Below are 14,377 nucleotides of genomic sequence, written 5' to 3'. Positions count from 1 at the left end.
ATGACAGCCTCAAGCGATCCGGTGCTGATGGGGGTGAGGGCCGAGATAGCGCGGCCCTGGCAGAGGCAGAGAGACCATTTGATCATGCCGCCCTCCGCTGCCAGTGCTCGTAGCTCGCCAGAACCATGTCCCAGCGCTCCACGGCGTGCGGTCGCTCGGCGATATCGCGCTTCCGGGAGACGCCGCAGAACTTCTTAACTGCGGCCTCAGCGAGCGCGTGCGGCTGAGCGGCGGCCTCATCTACACCGTTGTCGAATGCCTGATTACGGGCATCGCACCACAGCGTGCCGAGTAGGCCGGGCTCTTGGCGAAGGAACGCCTGGAATGTCGGCTGACGGCATGTCAGCGCGATCTTGCTAGCGACCGACAACTGTTTGCGCTCAGAAGCGGGAGAGGCCGACGCCGGCCGGCTGCCCTCGCTGACGCGAAGGCTATCGGCCTCTCCCTGGGCTGAGTGGTTTGAACGCTGCTCAGCCGTCTCGCTGGAAGCCGCCCGTGCGGCCTCCATGTTCACTGGCGCCATCGCCACCCACCGCTCAACAGCGGGGTTTGGCAGGCCGCCCAGGGCCGCCACGATGGCATCTGCTTGCTCGATCGGGATCTCGACCACGATCTGAGCGACCTTGCGTCCTTTGATGAGCTTGAAATCGGCGAAGGTTCCGGCGATCCGTTGCATCACGCGGCCCTCACTTCGGGCTTCACGGCGCGGCGGATCTCGGCGAAGGCCGACACGCGATCGAAGTCTTCGATGTCAAGCACTTCAAGATCGCGCTTGACCTGCTCCATGCCGAGGAAGCGATCAACGCGGGCCCCAGCTCGCTCGGACAAGGCTACGATCATGTCGTCAGCGAGCCGCTGCGAGGATGAGCGGGGGTCTTCAGGCTCATCCGGCAGATCGACGACGTTCGCCTGATCCTTGTCGTAGAGCGCCAGCCCGAACGGATTGCCGAAGGTCATTAGGGCGCGCTTCATCGCGTCCGTCTCTGCCTCCTTCAGCGCGCTTTCGTGAGCTTGGCCGAGATCCTTGTCGATGCCGGAGCCGTAGCCGCAGCCGTCACGCACGATGTCGATGCCCTCGGCGCGGACCGTGATGCGGACACGGGCCATGTAGGCGACCCGGCTCTTGTCGCCGACCTGGCGCTCGCCGAGCATGCGCAGATCCACGGTCTCTCGGTCCCAAGCGTCGAAACCGAAGATGCGGTTCGCCTCGGCAATGGCGTGCCACCCCTCAACATAGCTGAGCGTGCGGCCGGCCTGAGTGCGGCCCTTGACGTGCTTGCGGTCAAGCGGCGCGTTGAGGGCGGCGAGTTGCTTGTCGGTAAACGACATCTCCGGTCTCCGGTCAGAAGTCGAATGAAGTCAGCGGGCGCGAGGTGACGCGCTCCGCGGTCTGGTGAGGCTCGGCGGATGGAGTGATGCCGGTGTCGTCGAGGACAGGGGCCCACTCGGCTTCCATCATCTCGCGGATGGCCTGACGCTCAACTGGGGAGGTCCCGGTTTCGTCTTTGGTGTGCCGGGCTTGTTGAGCCTCGGCGCGAAGAGAACGGCCGCGGGTGGTCCAGTCGTCTGTCATGACTGCGCCCGCGCCTTATCGATAGCGGCGTTGATCCGCGTATCGTTGAAGGCTTCTCCCGTACGTTCGCTCTCGTAGCATTCGAGCTGCGACCGCGCGTCGATCAGCGCTTGCAGAAGGTCTGGCGCAGCGGCCAGCAGCGGGCCAGCCTTCACGGCCCTTCCCCGTTTCTTCACGAGCGCGATGACACCGTGATCATCCACAATCAGGTGAGAGACGCCGGCCGGCAGGTTCTTGGTTCCGAGCCGCCACATGATGCTGCCCTACTCCGCCGCCTGCCGCGCCGGAGCCGGCGCGAACCGCTTCAGGAAGGCGAGGTCAGCGAGAAGGACCGGCTCGAAGTCGCCCGAGAGGAGAGCACTGAGCTTGCGGGCGTTTGCCGTGGTGAAGTTCAGCGCGGCGCCAAGGCGGCTAATGTCCACCTCGTTCAAGACGGTGCCAGATTTGGCGGCGCGTTCGATGTCCTCAATCGCGCCCATGATGCTGCTGTTATGGTAGCTGATGGCGCTCAAAGCCGAGCGAATATCGAGAGCCGACCCGATATCATCGGCGGCGCGGAAAGGGGCGCTCATCGTCATGCTCCGGTGGGGATGTGATGGCCGTAGGAACGGGCGAGACGGTCGCAGACGAGCGCGCTGTCGAGAGCAGTGCGCGCTTGCTTGCGAAGGTGGCACGCCCTGATGGGACGCTCATCGGCGATGCGGATGGCCTCGCCGCGGAAGTCAGCGGCCAGCAGCATGTTGCGGATCGCGTCTCGGCGATGGATAGCGCCCTGCCGATTGCGCAGGTCGCCGATGCCTGGGCTGCCGGAGACAGTGACCTGAGCGCGGGCCATGGCGCTCTTGCGGCGCTGGGCGGGTGAGAGGCTACGCATTGGCGGCCTCAGCCTTGCGGATCGCTAAATCGAAAACTTTCAGCACGTCGTCATGGGCTTCCGAGGCATCGCGATCCGGAAGGCCATCGTTGACAACTAGCACGCTGTCCTCTCGAAACAGGTCGTAAGACGCGGCGCTCAAAACTTCGAAGGCGTCGTTCTCGTAACTAGACGGCCCACGACTGGCTGCCCTGAGAACGGCGCCAGCAGCGCAGAAGCAAATTGCCTCGTTGCTGTTCTCGTCGGTATATCGGCCAGCGTTGTCACGGGCGAACGCCTTCTGCGTCCACCGGCTCTTGTCAGCGATCAGCGCGCGAGCCTCGCGCAGGATCTCGACGGCGCTCATAACGCCACCAGCCACACAAGGCGGATCGCCGAGCCGAGGAAGATCGAAGCACAGGCGACGATGATGACGGAGCCGCCGGCCTGGATCAGGCGATCGGTCAGATCCTCGCGATCCCAGCCGAATAGGCGAGCTCTACCCTCGTCGCTATCCAGACGGGGGAGCTTGCCGGTGTCGAGGCTGTAGCGTGTGCCCTGACAGGAAGCGTCGATGCGGACGCCCTGCATGAGGCGACGGTCGCGCTGAGCGCGGGCAGAGGCAATCTTGAGGTGATGGGGGAGAAGGGCGGCCATTTGCGCTGCGCTCCGTGGGGAATGCAGCTACCTTACAACGAACTGTTGTGACGTCAAGCGCCTTCAAAACAGATTGTTGTGACCCTCTACCTTTGTCGGATAGGAAACCATTCCGTTCACTATTTGTTCTCTTAGGACTTGTGTCCAGACGTTAACGGGTGTTAAGTCGGGTTAGGAGACGACAAATGCCGCATAAGCTCGCTGATGGTCAGGACCGAGAGCAGCAGTTAAGGCGCCTCGCTGTTCAAATCGTGGGGCAACTCCCCGCAAGTCAGGACGAGGCAAATCGCGTCCTTGAGCACGCGAAAGATTTCGTCAACCTCTTCTTATTCGAGCGACAGCAGGCCGCAACGGCAGCGCGCCCCGAACTTCGGTGCGTTAAGTCAGACTGACGCCTTGGCCGGTCGCTCTAATCTCGCCGCAACGCTCGGTAGAATTTGAGCGACGTGCAACGGTAGCATGTCGGGCACCCCTCGATAGATCCAATCCATCGTCAGGCCCTCGTTCCGGCAGAGGTCAAGCGCGACCTCTGCGGGCAGGAACCGCTTGCCGGTCTCGTAGTGCTGGTACGCCTGCTGGCTGTTAAGCCCGCAGGCCGCCGCCATCGCGGCCTGGCTGTAAGATTTTGCCTCGCGGTACTCCCTCAAACGGGCGGCGATGGCGTCTTGGCTGTCGTCAGCGAGCATGTGTCTCGTATGCCCGCGCTGCGATTTTTCATCCAACAACGATTTGGGGGGTTGCGCTTCACAACGATCTGTTGTGAGATGCGGCCATGGCAATCTTACGCACCACGGCTGAGGTGATCGACGAACTGGGCGGCGTGTCCAGTGTTCGAGGCCTTTTGCAGCTGAAGACGTATCAGCAGGTGCAGAATTGGCGCCTGCGGGGCCGGTTCCCGGGTTGGACATTTCTAGCCCTCAGTCGGCTTGTTCAGGCGAAGGGTCACGTTGCTGACCCCGCTCTCTGGCGGATGCCGCCGGACATTTGCGTTGCAGACGTGACGCAGCAGCGAACGGGAGCTTGCGCATGAGCTTTCGCGCTCCCTTCATGGCTGCTGCTTGGCTCGCCGCCCTCGCAATGTGGGCTGCGCCTCCCGCGCCCAAGGCTCGCCAGCTCAACTCCCTCAACGGCCCCCTCCACATCCTCACGCAGGAGCGCTGAAGCATGTCGATCCACAAGCACGGCAAGGGCAACGGGAAGAAGCTTCGCAAAGCCCGAGAGCGCCTGAACGCGCGTCGCAACGACCACGCCCGCACGCTCGCCGACATCAAGGGCGGCAACCCCGCTGGATATCGCGCTCCTGGCAGCATGAAGAGGTAATTGGTCATGGCTGACGTGATCTCCGAGTTGTCCGAGCAAGGGCACGTCAAGGCGATGATGCGCCTGGAGCGCCAGCCTGACGGCTCCCTGATGGTCGAGATCGACGACGGTGGCCCGAACACGGCTCAGATGCGGCTGACGCCCGAGAAGGCTGCCAAGCTCGCCGAGATCGGCTTCTCGTTTGCCGTCGAGTGGTCGCCGGCTCTTAGCCCAGATCGCGTGAACCCCCGCCTCGCCGCCGCCATGCAGCGCGGGTTCTGATCGATGGGTGTCCGCGCGCCTCTTTCGATGAAAACTGACATCCAGCGCCGCATCCTCGTCCTTTTGGACCAGGGCTTGAGCGCTGCCGCCGCCGCCGTCCAAATCGGCATTACGACTGCATATGCGCGGGAGATCGCGCGCAATGCCGGTTACCCGCTTCAGAAGCTGCACCTTGAAAAACAGGCGGCGCGTCGTGAGCGCGCTCGTGCTCTGCTGAAACAGGGCACTCCTGCCGCCGAGGTAGCAACTCGCGCCGGCATTCATCGCTCTCGCGTTTATGATCTCAAGGCCAAGATGAAAGCCGAGGCCGTGATCGTGCCTAGCTGGGTGCCCGAGGAATATCACAAGGATTACGTTCTCATCGTTGAGCAGGACGATGAGTTTGCTGCTGCCGCCTATGTACGGCGTCAGAAGCAACAGCAGGCGGCCTGACCCATGTCCCGCGTGACAGGCCGCCTCCCCCATTCGAACCGCGAGGTTTCCTTCTCTGCCCTCTCTACCCTGGGCCTCGCGCAACTGGGCGCTCGGCACGTCGCAGCTTTGCTCCGTGCCGGCGCCCGTTTTCTCTTCACTGGCCGTCGGGCCCATCCGCCAAGATACGTCCCGGCTGCCAGCGTCGTCTTGTGTTCTGCGTATCGCCTCCGTTCGCATTGGACTGGCTCCCGTGTCGAGGATCACTCGACCACAGGAATATTTGCCCGATGCGACAACCCCGTTGTGAAACCCGGCAACGTTCAGGACACGCCATGCCCACGGTAACGCTTGCGAAGAGCTACGCTCGCCGCATCGTAGACGGTGAGATGCGGACGACGGGACAGCCGGTTGTCGAGGTGGTGCGCCACGTCGCACGGCGTCTCCGGCAGCCCTACGGCTCAATCTGGTCGCTCCTGTACCGCAATCCTAAGACGGTCCGCGCCGACCTTCTGGCCGCTCTGCAAGAGGCCGTCGAGAAGCAAGTTCGTTTGGAGATCTCGTCCCTTGAAAACGAACTTCTGGCAGTCCGTCTTGGCGCTGCTCACCGTTCTGAAACAGCGCTGGTGGAGATTGCGGCGGGCATCGAAGAACTGAAGGCGAAGCTGCGGGGCGATCAGCAATGACCGCCCTCAAGTCCAAGCGACAGCACCTCTCCTTCTCGGCAGAGGAGCGCCCTCAGTACGCACAGCGCCGTCCTGAAGAGACCGTGGAACTCGTGCTCCCGGTCCCGCCCTCAACGAACGCTCTCTATCGCAACAAGCGCGGCGGCGGTCGGGTCAAGACCGAAGCCTATCGGATCTGGCGCGCTACGGCTGAGCAGATGGGCAATGCCCAGCGCCCCGGCCGGCGCGTCGGAGTGAGCGACCTGAGCCTGTACGTGCCGCCCGGCCGCGCCGATCGCTCGAACCTCATCAAGCCCCTGGAAGATGCCGCGAAGGCCATCGGCGTGATCGCCGATGATGGACCGAGGTACATCCGCAATGTCTCGCTCATTGTCGATAGCAGCCGAACGGATTGCCTCCTCGTTTTCCGGCCGACTGACATCATCCCACAGCCGTTCTGACGAGATGTCGCCCGCTGAGCAGCGTGTGTCTGTCCTCAAGCTCTGGGGAGCAGGCTGGGACACCTATGACATCGCATTTGGCCTTCGGATGAAAGAGCCGATCGTTCTCGGCCTCATCCATGCTGAGCAAGACCGCCGCGCCTGCGTGGAGGCGTGAGCATGGCCGCCGGTCAGAAACTGCGCGTCCTTGACCTGTTCTCCGGCATTGGCGGCTTCAGCCTCGGCCTTGAGCGCACTGGCGGTTTTGAAACGGTCGCCTTCTGCGAGATCGAACCGTTCTGCCAGCGCGTGCTGGCGAAGCACTGGCCCGAGGTGCCCTGCTACGATGATGTCCGGGATCTCACCGCCGACCGTCTCCGCGCAGATGGAATTGCCGTGGATGTCATCTGCGGCGGCTTCCCCTGCCAGGACATCAGCATCTCGGGACCAGGTGCTGGCCTCTCAGGGGCTCGGTCGGGTCTATGGTTTGAGTATGCGCGACTTATTGGCGAGCTACGACCACGATACGCGATCGTGGAGAACGTCGCAGAGTTGCTTGATAGAGGGATCGACCAAGTTCTCGGAACGCTGGCCTCGATCGGGTATGATGCTTGGTGGGACTGCATACCGGCTGTGGCCCTCGGCGCCGATCACGAGAGGGACAGGGTCTGGCTTGTTGCCTACCCTGACAGCTCACGATTACCGGGGCGGCTGCAAGCCCGAGCGGACGGCTCGCATGCGAGAGAAATCGCTTCGTGGATTAGACTTGCCCTCGACGCTCCGAAGCCTTTTCCCAGAATGCACGGGCCTCTTAGACCCCTCGTGGGCGGAAGGTCACATGGGGTTCCCCATCGGGTGGACCGAGTTAGATCCCTCGGCAACAGCGTCCTCCCGCAAATCCCGGAGTTGATCGGCTACGCCATTCTGGCGTCGATCGCGGTCTCTGCGCCCCTTCAAGCCGCGGAGTAGCCATGTCCTCCGCCTTCGACTTCTCACGCCCCCATCCCGGCAGCGGCCTCCTCTTCGGCAAGGTCTCCGACATCGCCAAGGATGGTGAGCGTACTGCCCGTGCCGCTCTAGAGCACACCTGTGCCGTCTGCGGCAGCTTTGACGCCTCCCGGGGCTTCAAGCCTGCCGGGATTGAGCACCTGTACGCCGAGCCTGTGTGGGCTTGCAGCGATCAGGATTGCCGTCGTCAGGCCGAGGCCATGGTTACCACGACATTCGACAGGAGCGCGGCTGCTTGAGCATTACGCCCGAAGCGCTCGACGCCATGGCTGCGGCTGGTCTCACGGCAGAGCAGATCATTGCCGTCGTCAAGGCAGACATGGTCGCTGAGCAAGCTAAGCGCACGGCTGCCGAGGATGATCGGAAGGCCCGCGCCCGGGAGAGCAATCGCGAACGTCAGGCTCGTTTTCGCGAGCGCCGTAACGCAAATAACGCGGATAACGCCGTTACGCGCCGTGACGAGCGTGACCCCTCCCCCAAAGATAATAATCAAACCCCCACCCACGAGATTTCCCCCTCGGACCCTAAAGGGTCCTCTGCCCCCAAGGGGGCTCGGAAGCCTCGGAACCGTGCCCTGCCGACCGATTGGCAGCCGGGAGAGAAATCCGACGCGGTTCGCCTCGAACTCGGCCGGTCGGTTCGGTGGATGCACGACACCGCCGCGGCGATGCGGAACTGGGCCGAAGGGCGCGGCGAGGTGCGCGCCGACTGGGATGCGGTCCACTCCGGCTGGATGCGCCGAGAGGCCAAGCGCGAGGGCGATCAGCCGGGCGGATTTGCCCGCGCAGGCCCCGCTAAGCCCAAATCCGGAAACGGCTTTTTTGATCTCCTCCACGAAGAGCTAGGCGCCCCCGATGACCGCTATGCAGACCAGGACCACCGGCACCTCCGTCTCGCGGCCGGCGGACGCCACTAGGCCCCTGCTGGACCTCGTATCCCGGATCACGAACTGGCTTGAGGAGAACCCCGATCACCGCGGGCACATGCTGCTCAGCGCTGGCGCGGCGCCGAACGATGCCGAGCGTGAAGCGATGGAAGATCGCCGCATGCAGCTCCGCGAGAGCCTAGCGGCGGGTGATCAGCGCGTCATGCGCCCGGTCGTGATTGCGCTGCTCGGCGCCTTCCCGACCTACGGGGCCGACCGCTCTGCCGCCGACGCTCTGGTGAGCCTTACCTGCCGAGCCCTTGACGACGTGCCCGTGTGGGCCGTGCAGGAGGCCGCGGGGCGCTTCATCAAAGGCAACGTCCGGGTGATTTGGACCCACGACCGCGCCCCGACCCCGCCGCAGATCCGCGGTGAGGCCAAGCACTGCATGCTCCCGATTGAAGAGGAGATCGTCAGGCTGTCGAAGGTGCTTGACGCGACGATCGTTGACACGTCGGCATCCGAGGATGAGCGCGCCGCCGCTCTCGCGCACTGGGCCAAGCTGCGCGGCGAGATCCTGGCGAGCGCCAAGGGCGACAGCCCGAAAAACCTGCAAGCCGCTGGCCTCCGCGAGACCAACGATCGCAACAAGCTTCGCGAGCACGCCCGCCTTGCCGCCGAGGGTATTGACCTGCCTGTTTCCGCCGATGGCCTGACGGTCTCTGCTGCCCTCCGCGAGAGCAACCAGCGCTATGCCGCCGAGCGCGGCATCCGCCAGCCTCAGGAGGCCTGACATGCGCGTCCCCGAGGTCGCTGACCGTCTCCGTGTTCTAGCTGTAGGCGAGAACCTACCTGAGCTAGCAGCCCTGGCGGATCACCTCCGCAGGCGCCGGCCGGTTCGCAAGGCTGCGCCGGCTTCAACCCCGATGGCCGATGAACTTCGCGATGGCATCCGAGACTTCGCCAAGGCCAATCCCACCATGACCTACGCTGCGATAGCCGGTGTGTACCGGGTCAACATCGGCCGCGTCTCGGAGGCCCTTGCGGGCTTCCGGCACTGAGGAGAAAGCGATGCACGAGACCTTCGTCCGCATTGAGGGTGAGCCCTTCCTGTCTCGGGCTCAAGCGTATCGAGACGCACTGTTCGCTTGGCACGCGGTGTGGAGCGAGTATGCCAAGAGCATTGGCGCCGATGCCATCGGCGGAGGCCTTCACTCGTTCAGCTTCAAGAAGGGGCAGCCTCCCGCCGGTTGGACGAAGCCGACCGGCTCAGAGCGCATGAGCCATCCGAAGAAGGGGCATCCCGACGAAGCGGTGATTGATTGCCTTCGGCGAGATCATCCCCGGCCGAAATCTGCTGACGTGTTCGGCGCCGCCGTCGTTCTCAACCTGTCGTGGAAGAGGGCTGACGGCAGTAGCGGCAGCCACGGGCTCGGCGGCATGGGAACCGTTCTCAACGGCCCGTGGGTCGGGTGGGCTGGCGATGCATTTCTCGGCCACATCCCGGATGCTGCCGCCGCTGTTCGCGCTCATCTCACTGAGCATCCGAACGACATCATCGCCGAGCCTGCCGGAAGCTGGAAGATGCCTTCCGGGCTGACCCCTATCACCGAGGCTGAGTACGAGTTGATCCTTGCTCAACACAAGGTCGCGGAAGAACGCAAGTCTGCCGCCTAGTTTCCCTCCCTCCCCTCTCCGCGTAGCGCATCAGGAGCAGAGACGGATGTTCACCAAGAACGCCAGCGGCCGTGCGATGAAGGCTCAGGCCACGCCTGTCCACTTCGGACGCATGCCGACCAAGGTCAAGGTCATCGAGGACAAGCCCTTGGCGGATGAGGACCGCATGGAGGCGCCGGAGATCACCCCTGGCGCCCCACGGAAGCTACCCAAGGGCGCTCTGGGCAAGGTGACGATCACGCGCGATGCCGAGGGCCGCCGCTGGTACGCCCTAACCGTCATGGCGCAAACTGAGCGCAAATGCTGCCTGGGCTTGCGCGCCCTCGGTTATGCCGCCTACAGCCCCGCAGAGACGATCTGGGTGCCCTACAGCCGGCAACAGCAGAAGGCCAAGCGCGAGGTGCAGCGGCCGTTCTTCGTGCGCTACGTGTTCATTGGCATGCACGACGATGATCCATGGTGGCCGCTGCGCGAGCGCGACGCCTTTGGTCGCAACAAGCTCGGCATCGTCGGCATCGTGTCGAACCAAGGCAAGCCAATGCTGATGCGGGTTGACGAGTTGGCTGAGCTGTCTGGACGCGAGCGCAAGGGCTGGTTTGATGAGAGGAAGAGGCCACTGCTTCAGCACGGCGAGCAAGAGTTGAAGCGTCCGAAGGTTGAAGCCGGCGAGATGGTGCGGATTTCCGGCGGCGCCTTCGCAACGTATGAGGGCCGGGCAGACGAAGACTCCACCGCGGAAAAGGCACGCGTATGGATCAACGTGTTTGGCCGCGAAACGTTGATGGTGATGCCGATCGCGGACGTGGAAAACTTGTCGCGCCGCTCGGGAAGTGGCGATAATCGTGTTCATGGCCCCTTGATCCCGCAGACAGATGCTGTAGCTTAGGGCCCACGATCAGGGCGCCTGCTGAGCTACGGCACTTGCCGAGACCCGGGCGCGCCGCCCAGAACGCCGGAGGCACGGGCGGATCGCGAAGCCGGATAGAGGATCGCAGGAGATCCAAACCGGCTTTGCGCGAGAGAAGCTATGGAATTCGCCCCGAGCAGCGACGACGCGCCGGGGCAAAGAGTATCCAGCGCTAGCGCCAGGGGACGCCTTGGGCGAATGCTGGCACGGGCAAGAAGCCGGTAACGTACCGGCTGGCGGCCCAGTAAGTTTCGAGGACAGATCCCCTGAGGGCATCCGCCCGATAGCCTCGACCCGCCGGCCCTGCCGGTCCACGCGCAGCGAGATACCCAAGTGGCTGGGGAGTGCACGCATGTTTGAGATCGGCCAGCGTGTCGTCTGCACCAAGCCAGCGGAAGCTGTGTGGTTTCCTGGCGCCCCCGCGGACTTGGTCCCGAAGAACCTGCCCGTCACTGGCGGCATCTATACGATACGCGACATCGTGATGGGCAGCGACGTTCCGGACGGCCCTCACTGGACGCAGGCGCCTTGCATCGTTGGCCTCATCTTTGAGGAAATTCGTAACGAGCCGCGCCTCACCACCAATGGCCCGGACCAAGAGCAAGCCTTCCACGAAGACGACTTCATGCCGCTTGGCGAGCGAGAGGATGCGTCGTCCATCGGCGCTGCCGAGCCGGTTGAAGCCTGAACTTAGCGGCGAACTTACCCATTTATAGCAGGATCCTGCTATAAATCGTTCAGGCGGCGAGGGCCTTGGTGTACGGGAGCCCGTACACCTTCTTTCGAACTTGGCCTTCACCAATCCGGCTCCGGAGCCGCCCTGATAGCGAGAGACCGATGCGCAGGATCCGAGATTGCGGTTGGCGCGGTGGCGTGTCGGCGTTCGTTGTGTTCGCACTCGGCGCCTTCTTCATCCTCGCTCGATAGCCCCTCCCGCCTCCACACAGCCCCGCCAGCGGCCATGATGGTTCCTTCGCCCCCTCCGATCTCCCCCATGCCCGGCATCATCGCAGCCCACGCGGCCATGAATGCCGAGCCATTGTCTGATGACCCAGTTGTGCTGCGCGTTCAGATGGTCACCCTCGGCATCTGGATCCTGAACGCCATAGTGTCGCTCGGCATCGCCGGCTACTTCACGTTTGAGTGGCTGATGGGCCGGTTCGGGTAGCCCCTCAGATCTCATTACAGCCCCGCCAGCGGCCGAACGAGGATCACAGCATGATCGTCACCCTCGTGCTCGTGCTGCTGATCCTGGCGGCCTTCGGCGGCGGCTTTTACGGCGGTCCGTCTTACGGCGGCTATGGCTCGGGCTACGGCTACAGCGCTGGCGGCATCCTGGTCGTTATCCTCGTCGTGCTCCTGCTCACAGGCCGCATCGGATGAGACAGCGACCCAAGCCCCGCACAGACAGGCATCGCGTCTAACCGCTCACCCTCAACCCCGGAGACCTCCCATGCCCTCCACCTCCGCCCAGATCCAGCAGCTCATCGCCGATCTCAAGGAAGCCAAGGCTTCGGATCGCGCGGAGATCCTTGAGAAGCTGGAAGCCGCCGCCGCCGATCTCCCCTCGGACGAGAACCCCAAAGGCGCGGCTGGCATCGCACCGTCTGGCCCGGCCGCTCCGGCGGTGGGTTCGTGAGCGGTTGTTAGCCCATGGCTTTCCAGCTAGGCCCGATATCCATTGGGCCTAGCATTTGCCAGTTGAGGATGACGACGCTCACGATGCTGGGCTGCTGCGCCTGCATCTTCTCAAGAGCGAACTTCTCAGCGTTTCGTATCTGAGATGGGCGCAGCAGGGCGGATGAGAGAGGCCCGTCAAGCGTGACGCTCGTGATACTGTTCCCGAAATACGGGGCTCCCATCTCGTTGTAGGCGACGAATGAGTAGAAGAGGCTGGCTTCCATGGCTGGTCCTTGTCTGCTTCGCCATTCTCGCACACTGCCATTTAATTAAAATCGGAAATTGGGAAAATGGGCGCGCGAACTGGACGGCCCCGCGGTCGGCCGAAGGGCGCCAAGAGCCGGCACACGAAAGAGCGAGAGGCGGCGGTTCTTGCGGCTGCTGAAGCCATCGCTGATGCGATCCCCGAGGCGTTCGAGGGCGATGCTCACGCCTACCTAATGGCGGTCTACAAGGATCCCCGCAACCCGGTTGAGATCCGTCTAGACGCGGCGGGCAAGGCAATCCGGTTCGAGAAGCCGGCGCTGGCCGCTCTTGAGGCCAAGGTAGACAACACGCATCGCGACGTGACGGATGAACCTCTCGACGCAGGCGCCTGGGAAGCCCAGCACACCGTCGCGCACTGAGTATGTCTGGCGTCCCCAGGCCGGGCCACAGCACGCTCTCGTGACCTGCCCTCTGCCGGAGATCTTCTTCGGTGGCGCCCGCGGCGGCGGCAAGACGGATGGCGTGCTCGGCAAGTGGGCGAACAAAGAGAAGCGGTACGGCTCGCACTTCAACGCGCGCATGTTCCGCAAGACGACCACGTCGAGCGACGATGCGATTGAGCGGGCGAAGGAGATCTATCTTCCCCTCGGCGCGTCGTTCAACGCCACGAAGCTCGTCTTCACGATGCCTCGCGGCGGGCGCGTTGCCTTTGGCTACCTCGACGGGGTGCAAGACGCGGACGCTCAGCAGGGCAAGAACCTGACTGACGCCTGGATTGAGGAGGCGGGCCAGCACGCCAGCCCGGCGGCCATCGACAAGCTCCAGGGCGCGCTGCGTTCGGCTCACGGCGTGCCGGTGCAGATGATCCTCACGGCGAACCCTGGCGGTGCTGGACAGGGTTGGATCCGAGACCGCTACCAGTTGGTGCCGTTTCCGCAGCACCCGAAGATCGTTGATCGCCTTCTGCCGAACGGCGCGGTTCACCGGATGGCGGTGATCCCGTCCCGGCTGACGGACAACGCGATCCTGCTGGCGGGCGACCCTAACTATCAGAACCGATTGCAGCTCGTCGGGTCGCCCCACCTCGTCAAGGCGTGGCTAGAAGGCGATTGGGGCGCGGTCGAAGGCGCGTTCTTCGAGGAATGGGACGAGGGCGCGCACGTCATTGACCTGCCGCCCATCCCGGCAGAGTGGCACCGCTTCCGGTCAATGGACTGGGGCTCGGCAAAGCCGTTCTCGGTTGGATGGTGGGCGATCGTTCCCGACCCGGTGCAGGCCCGCACGGCGCGAGGCATCATCACCCTGCCGCGCGGCGCCATGGTCCGATACCGCGAGTGGTACGGGATGCGGCCCCATCAGCCCAACGTCGGCTTGAAGCTGACAGCGGAGCAGGTCGGCGACGGCATCGTGGAGCGGGAGAAGGGCGAGAAGATCGCCTATGGCGTGCTGGATCCGGCGGCATTCTCCGAGGACGGCGGTCCGTCGATCGCCGAGCGGATGGCGCGCAGGAAGGCGCACTTCATCGCCGCTGACAATGCCCGCGTCGGTCGCAACGGCGCGATGGGCGGCTGGGATCAGATGCGATCCCGGTTGCGCGGCGAGGATGATGGGCCCCGGCTCTACGTCGGTCGCCGCGAGTGCCCCGACTGGATCCGCACCGTTCCGGTCCTCCAGCACGACCAAAGCCGCCCGGAAGACCTCGACACGGACGCCGAGGATCATATCGCCGACGAGACGCGCTACGCCTGTATGAGCCGGCCCTATGAGCCGAAGGCGCCCAAGGCAAGCGCATCTCCCAACCCCGGATACAAGCCGCCAGCCCCCAAACGGCAGTCCTGGCGCGCTGTCTGACA

Annotated in this window: 28 protein-coding genes; 18 read left to right on the top strand and 10 right to left on the bottom strand. The window is 64.0% G+C overall.

Annotated features, from left to right (window positions below):
• Positions 1 to 82: 82 nt before the first annotated feature.
• The 9 genes from ACS5PV_RS16045 to ACS5PV_RS16005 all read right to left on the bottom strand — a co-directional run bounded on the left by ACS5PV_RS16045 (position 83) and on the right by ACS5PV_RS16005 (position 3,769).
• Positions 83 to 676, bottom strand: coding sequence for a hypothetical protein (locus tag ACS5PV_RS16045; protein ID WP_455396335.1), 594 nt, complete (start codon positions 674 to 676; stop codon positions 83 to 85).
• Positions 676 to 1,329 carry a Rad52/Rad22 family DNA repair protein gene (locus ACS5PV_RS16040; protein ID WP_455396334.1) on the bottom strand — a complete coding sequence of 218 codons (654 nt, stop codon included), beginning with the start codon at positions 1,327 to 1,329 and terminating at the stop codon, positions 676 to 678. The genes ACS5PV_RS16045 and ACS5PV_RS16040 overlap by 1 nt, the downstream gene beginning before the upstream one ends.
• Positions 1,330 to 1,342: 13 nt before the next feature.
• Positions 1,343 to 1,573, bottom strand: coding sequence for a hypothetical protein (locus tag ACS5PV_RS16035; RefSeq protein ID WP_455396333.1), 231 nt, complete (start codon positions 1,571 to 1,573; stop codon positions 1,343 to 1,345).
• Positions 1,570 to 1,827, bottom strand: coding sequence for a hypothetical protein (locus ACS5PV_RS16030; protein WP_455396332.1), 258 nt, complete (start codon positions 1,825 to 1,827; stop codon positions 1,570 to 1,572). Before ACS5PV_RS16030 ends, ACS5PV_RS16035 begins: the two co-directional genes overlap by 4 nt.
• A 9-nt stretch (positions 1,828 to 1,836) precedes the next feature.
• The gene (locus ACS5PV_RS16025; RefSeq protein WP_455396331.1) at positions 1,837 to 2,145 is read right to left on the bottom strand and encodes a hypothetical protein; all 309 of its coding nucleotides are present in this window, start codon (positions 2,143 to 2,145) and stop codon (positions 1,837 to 1,839) included.
• A gap of 2 nt (positions 2,146 to 2,147) precedes the next feature.
• Positions 2,148 to 2,408, bottom strand: coding sequence for a hypothetical protein (locus ACS5PV_RS16020; protein WP_455396330.1), 261 nt, complete (start codon positions 2,406 to 2,408; stop codon positions 2,148 to 2,150).
• A 31-nt stretch (positions 2,409 to 2,439) separates the two neighbouring features.
• A complete protein-coding gene (locus ACS5PV_RS16015) occupies positions 2,440 to 2,793 on the bottom strand; it encodes a DUF6197 family protein (protein WP_455396329.1) in 354 nt (117 codons plus the stop codon).
• Positions 2,790 to 3,083: a hypothetical protein gene (locus ACS5PV_RS16010; protein WP_455396328.1), complete on the bottom strand. Its 294-nt coding sequence runs from the start codon at positions 3,081 to 3,083 to the stop codon at positions 2,790 to 2,792. The genes ACS5PV_RS16015 and ACS5PV_RS16010 overlap by 4 nt, the downstream gene beginning before the upstream one ends.
• A gap of 383 nt (positions 3,084 to 3,466) precedes the next feature.
• Positions 3,467 to 3,769, bottom strand: a complete 303-nt coding sequence (locus tag ACS5PV_RS16005; protein WP_455396327.1) for a helix-turn-helix transcriptional regulator — start codon at positions 3,767 to 3,769, stop codon at positions 3,467 to 3,469.
• A 478-nt stretch (positions 3,770 to 4,247) separates the two neighbouring features.
• On the opposite strand from ACS5PV_RS16005, the gene ACS5PV_RS16000 reads away from it, so the two are divergent.
• From ACS5PV_RS16000 to ACS5PV_RS15925, 16 genes are all read left to right on the top strand, one after another.
• Positions 4,248 to 4,403, top strand: a complete 156-nt coding sequence (locus ACS5PV_RS16000) for a hypothetical protein (RefSeq protein ID WP_455396326.1) — start codon at positions 4,248 to 4,250, stop codon at positions 4,401 to 4,403.
• 6 nt (positions 4,404 to 4,409) lie between these two features.
• Positions 4,410 to 4,664, top strand: coding sequence for a hypothetical protein (locus ACS5PV_RS15995; protein ID WP_455396325.1), 255 nt, complete (start codon positions 4,410 to 4,412; stop codon positions 4,662 to 4,664).
• 3 nt (positions 4,665 to 4,667) lie between these two features.
• The gene (locus ACS5PV_RS15990; protein WP_455396324.1) at positions 4,668 to 5,096 is read left to right on the top strand and encodes a hypothetical protein; all 429 of its coding nucleotides are present in this window, start codon (positions 4,668 to 4,670) and stop codon (positions 5,094 to 5,096) included.
• A gap of 314 nt (positions 5,097 to 5,410) precedes the next feature.
• Positions 5,411 to 5,761, top strand: a complete 351-nt coding sequence (locus tag ACS5PV_RS15985) for a hypothetical protein (RefSeq protein WP_455396323.1) — start codon at positions 5,411 to 5,413, stop codon at positions 5,759 to 5,761.
• A complete protein-coding gene (locus tag ACS5PV_RS15980) occupies positions 5,758 to 6,201 on the top strand; it encodes a hypothetical protein (RefSeq protein WP_455396322.1) in 444 nt (147 codons plus the stop codon). Before ACS5PV_RS15985 ends, ACS5PV_RS15980 begins: the two co-directional genes overlap by 4 nt.
• Positions 6,202 to 6,360: 159 nt before the next feature.
• Positions 6,361 to 7,149, top strand: coding sequence for a DNA cytosine methyltransferase (locus ACS5PV_RS15975; RefSeq protein WP_455396321.1), 789 nt, complete (start codon positions 6,361 to 6,363; stop codon positions 7,147 to 7,149).
• Positions 7,150 to 7,151: 2 nt separating this feature from the next.
• Positions 7,152 to 7,427, top strand: a complete 276-nt coding sequence (locus ACS5PV_RS15970) for a hypothetical protein (RefSeq protein WP_455396320.1) — start codon at positions 7,152 to 7,154, stop codon at positions 7,425 to 7,427.
• Positions 7,424 to 8,104: a hypothetical protein gene (locus tag ACS5PV_RS15965; RefSeq protein ID WP_455396319.1), complete on the top strand. Its 681-nt coding sequence runs from the start codon at positions 7,424 to 7,426 to the stop codon at positions 8,102 to 8,104. Before ACS5PV_RS15970 ends, ACS5PV_RS15965 begins: the two co-directional genes overlap by 4 nt.
• A complete protein-coding gene (locus ACS5PV_RS15960; RefSeq protein WP_455396318.1) occupies positions 8,052 to 8,846 on the top strand; it encodes a hypothetical protein in 795 nt (264 codons plus the stop codon). Before ACS5PV_RS15965 ends, ACS5PV_RS15960 begins: the two co-directional genes overlap by 53 nt.
• Position 8,847: 1 nt before the next feature.
• On the top strand, positions 8,848 to 9,114 hold the full coding sequence (locus ACS5PV_RS15955) for a hypothetical protein (RefSeq protein ID WP_455396317.1): 267 nt from the start codon (positions 8,848 to 8,850) through the stop codon (positions 9,112 to 9,114).
• Between the two features lie 10 nt (positions 9,115 to 9,124).
• Complete coding sequence (locus ACS5PV_RS15950) at positions 9,125 to 9,730, top strand: hypothetical protein (protein ID WP_455396316.1); 606 nt, start codon at positions 9,125 to 9,127, stop codon at positions 9,728 to 9,730.
• Between the two features lie 46 nt (positions 9,731 to 9,776).
• Positions 9,777 to 10,616, top strand: coding sequence for a transcription termination/antitermination protein NusG (nusG, locus tag ACS5PV_RS15945; protein ID WP_455396315.1), 840 nt, complete (start codon positions 9,777 to 9,779; stop codon positions 10,614 to 10,616).
• 373 nt (positions 10,617 to 10,989) lie between these two features.
• A complete protein-coding gene (locus ACS5PV_RS15940) occupies positions 10,990 to 11,325 on the top strand; it encodes a hypothetical protein (protein WP_455396314.1) in 336 nt (111 codons plus the stop codon).
• A 306-nt stretch (positions 11,326 to 11,631) separates the two neighbouring features.
• Positions 11,632 to 11,805: a hypothetical protein gene (locus ACS5PV_RS15935; RefSeq protein ID WP_455396313.1), complete on the top strand. Its 174-nt coding sequence runs from the start codon at positions 11,632 to 11,634 to the stop codon at positions 11,803 to 11,805.
• A gap of 50 nt (positions 11,806 to 11,855) precedes the next feature.
• Positions 11,856 to 12,020, top strand: a complete 165-nt coding sequence (locus ACS5PV_RS15930) for a DUF3309 domain-containing protein (RefSeq protein ID WP_455396312.1) — start codon at positions 11,856 to 11,858, stop codon at positions 12,018 to 12,020.
• 70 nt (positions 12,021 to 12,090) lie between these two features.
• A complete protein-coding gene (locus ACS5PV_RS15925) occupies positions 12,091 to 12,276 on the top strand; it encodes a hypothetical protein (protein WP_455396311.1) in 186 nt (61 codons plus the stop codon).
• 7 nt (positions 12,277 to 12,283) lie between these two features.
• On the opposite strand, the gene ACS5PV_RS15920 is transcribed toward ACS5PV_RS15925, so the two are convergent.
• Positions 12,284 to 12,541 carry a hypothetical protein gene (locus tag ACS5PV_RS15920; protein ID WP_455396310.1) on the bottom strand — a complete coding sequence of 86 codons (258 nt, stop codon included), beginning with the start codon at positions 12,539 to 12,541 and terminating at the stop codon, positions 12,284 to 12,286.
• A 66-nt stretch (positions 12,542 to 12,607) separates the two neighbouring features.
• Here ACS5PV_RS15920 and ACS5PV_RS15915 point away from each other — a divergent pair, with 66 nt between their 5' ends.
• Together ACS5PV_RS15915 and ACS5PV_RS15910 are read left to right on the top strand one after the other, a co-directional pair.
• A complete protein-coding gene (locus tag ACS5PV_RS15915; protein WP_455396309.1) occupies positions 12,608 to 12,943 on the top strand; it encodes a hypothetical protein in 336 nt (111 codons plus the stop codon).
• 40 nt (positions 12,944 to 12,983) lie between these two features.
• Positions 12,984 to 14,375 carry a phage terminase large subunit gene (locus ACS5PV_RS15910; RefSeq protein WP_455396308.1) on the top strand — a complete coding sequence of 464 codons (1,392 nt, stop codon included), beginning with the start codon at positions 12,984 to 12,986 and terminating at the stop codon, positions 14,373 to 14,375.
• Positions 14,376 to 14,377: the final 2 nt, after the last annotated feature.

Source organism: Methylobacterium sp. Gmos1 (assembly GCF_053764715.1).
Note: the sequence above shows the minus strand (reverse complement) of the source record. Positions and strands in the feature narration are given on the sequence as shown.

What these genes read in the sequence shown, in the direction of transcription:
- ACS5PV_RS16045 (WP_455396335.1), bottom strand. Translation starts at nt 676, where the DNA reads ATGCAACGGATCGCCGGAACCTTCGCCGATTTCAAGCTCATCAAAGGA.
- ACS5PV_RS16040 (WP_455396334.1), bottom strand. Translation starts at nt 1,329, where the DNA reads ATGTCGTTTACCGACAAGCAACTCGCCGCCCTCAACGCGCCGCTTGAC.
- ACS5PV_RS16035 (WP_455396333.1), bottom strand. Translation starts at nt 1,573, where the DNA reads ATGACAGACGACTGGACCACCCGCGGCCGTTCTCTTCGCGCCGAGGCT.
- ACS5PV_RS16030 (WP_455396332.1), bottom strand. Translation starts at nt 1,827, where the DNA reads ATGTGGCGGCTCGGAACCAAGAACCTGCCGGCCGGCGTCTCTCACCTG.
- ACS5PV_RS16025 (WP_455396331.1), bottom strand. Translation starts at nt 2,145, where the DNA reads ATGAGCGCCCCTTTCCGCGCCGCCGATGATATCGGGTCGGCTCTCGAT.
- ACS5PV_RS16020 (WP_455396330.1), bottom strand. Translation starts at nt 2,408, where the DNA reads ATGGCCCGCGCTCAGGTCACTGTCTCCGGCAGCCCAGGCATCGGCGAC.
- ACS5PV_RS16015 (WP_455396329.1), bottom strand. Translation starts at nt 2,793, where the DNA reads ATGAGCGCCGTCGAGATCCTGCGCGAGGCTCGCGCGCTGATCGCTGAC.
- ACS5PV_RS16010 (WP_455396328.1), bottom strand. Translation starts at nt 3,083, where the DNA reads ATGGCCGCCCTTCTCCCCCATCACCTCAAGATTGCCTCTGCCCGCGCT.
- ACS5PV_RS16005 (WP_455396327.1), bottom strand. Translation starts at nt 3,769, where the DNA reads ATGCTCGCTGACGACAGCCAAGACGCCATCGCCGCCCGTTTGAGGGAG.
- ACS5PV_RS16000 (WP_455396326.1), top strand. Translation starts at nt 4,248, where the DNA reads ATGTCGATCCACAAGCACGGCAAGGGCAACGGGAAGAAGCTTCGCAAA.
- ACS5PV_RS15995 (WP_455396325.1), top strand. Translation starts at nt 4,410, where the DNA reads ATGGCTGACGTGATCTCCGAGTTGTCCGAGCAAGGGCACGTCAAGGCG.
- ACS5PV_RS15990 (WP_455396324.1), top strand. Translation starts at nt 4,668, where the DNA reads ATGGGTGTCCGCGCGCCTCTTTCGATGAAAACTGACATCCAGCGCCGC.
- ACS5PV_RS15985 (WP_455396323.1), top strand. Translation starts at nt 5,411, where the DNA reads ATGCCCACGGTAACGCTTGCGAAGAGCTACGCTCGCCGCATCGTAGAC.
- ACS5PV_RS15980 (WP_455396322.1), top strand. Translation starts at nt 5,758, where the DNA reads ATGACCGCCCTCAAGTCCAAGCGACAGCACCTCTCCTTCTCGGCAGAG.
- ACS5PV_RS15975 (WP_455396321.1), top strand. Translation starts at nt 6,361, where the DNA reads ATGGCCGCCGGTCAGAAACTGCGCGTCCTTGACCTGTTCTCCGGCATT.
- ACS5PV_RS15970 (WP_455396320.1), top strand. Translation starts at nt 7,152, where the DNA reads ATGTCCTCCGCCTTCGACTTCTCACGCCCCCATCCCGGCAGCGGCCTC.
- ACS5PV_RS15960 (WP_455396318.1), top strand. Translation starts at nt 8,052, where the DNA reads ATGCAGACCAGGACCACCGGCACCTCCGTCTCGCGGCCGGCGGACGCC.
- ACS5PV_RS15955 (WP_455396317.1), top strand. Translation starts at nt 8,848, where the DNA reads ATGCGCGTCCCCGAGGTCGCTGACCGTCTCCGTGTTCTAGCTGTAGGC.
- ACS5PV_RS15950 (WP_455396316.1), top strand. Translation starts at nt 9,125, where the DNA reads ATGCACGAGACCTTCGTCCGCATTGAGGGTGAGCCCTTCCTGTCTCGG.
- nusG (WP_455396315.1), top strand. Translation starts at nt 9,777, where the DNA reads ATGTTCACCAAGAACGCCAGCGGCCGTGCGATGAAGGCTCAGGCCACG.
- ACS5PV_RS15940 (WP_455396314.1), top strand. Translation starts at nt 10,990, where the DNA reads ATGTTTGAGATCGGCCAGCGTGTCGTCTGCACCAAGCCAGCGGAAGCT.
- ACS5PV_RS15935 (WP_455396313.1), top strand. Translation starts at nt 11,632, where the DNA reads ATGCCCGGCATCATCGCAGCCCACGCGGCCATGAATGCCGAGCCATTG.
- ACS5PV_RS15930 (WP_455396312.1), top strand. Translation starts at nt 11,856, where the DNA reads ATGATCGTCACCCTCGTGCTCGTGCTGCTGATCCTGGCGGCCTTCGGC.
- ACS5PV_RS15925 (WP_455396311.1), top strand. Translation starts at nt 12,091, where the DNA reads ATGCCCTCCACCTCCGCCCAGATCCAGCAGCTCATCGCCGATCTCAAG.
- ACS5PV_RS15920 (WP_455396310.1), bottom strand. Translation starts at nt 12,541, where the DNA reads ATGGAAGCCAGCCTCTTCTACTCATTCGTCGCCTACAACGAGATGGGA.
- ACS5PV_RS15915 (WP_455396309.1), top strand. Translation starts at nt 12,608, where the DNA reads ATGGGCGCGCGAACTGGACGGCCCCGCGGTCGGCCGAAGGGCGCCAAG.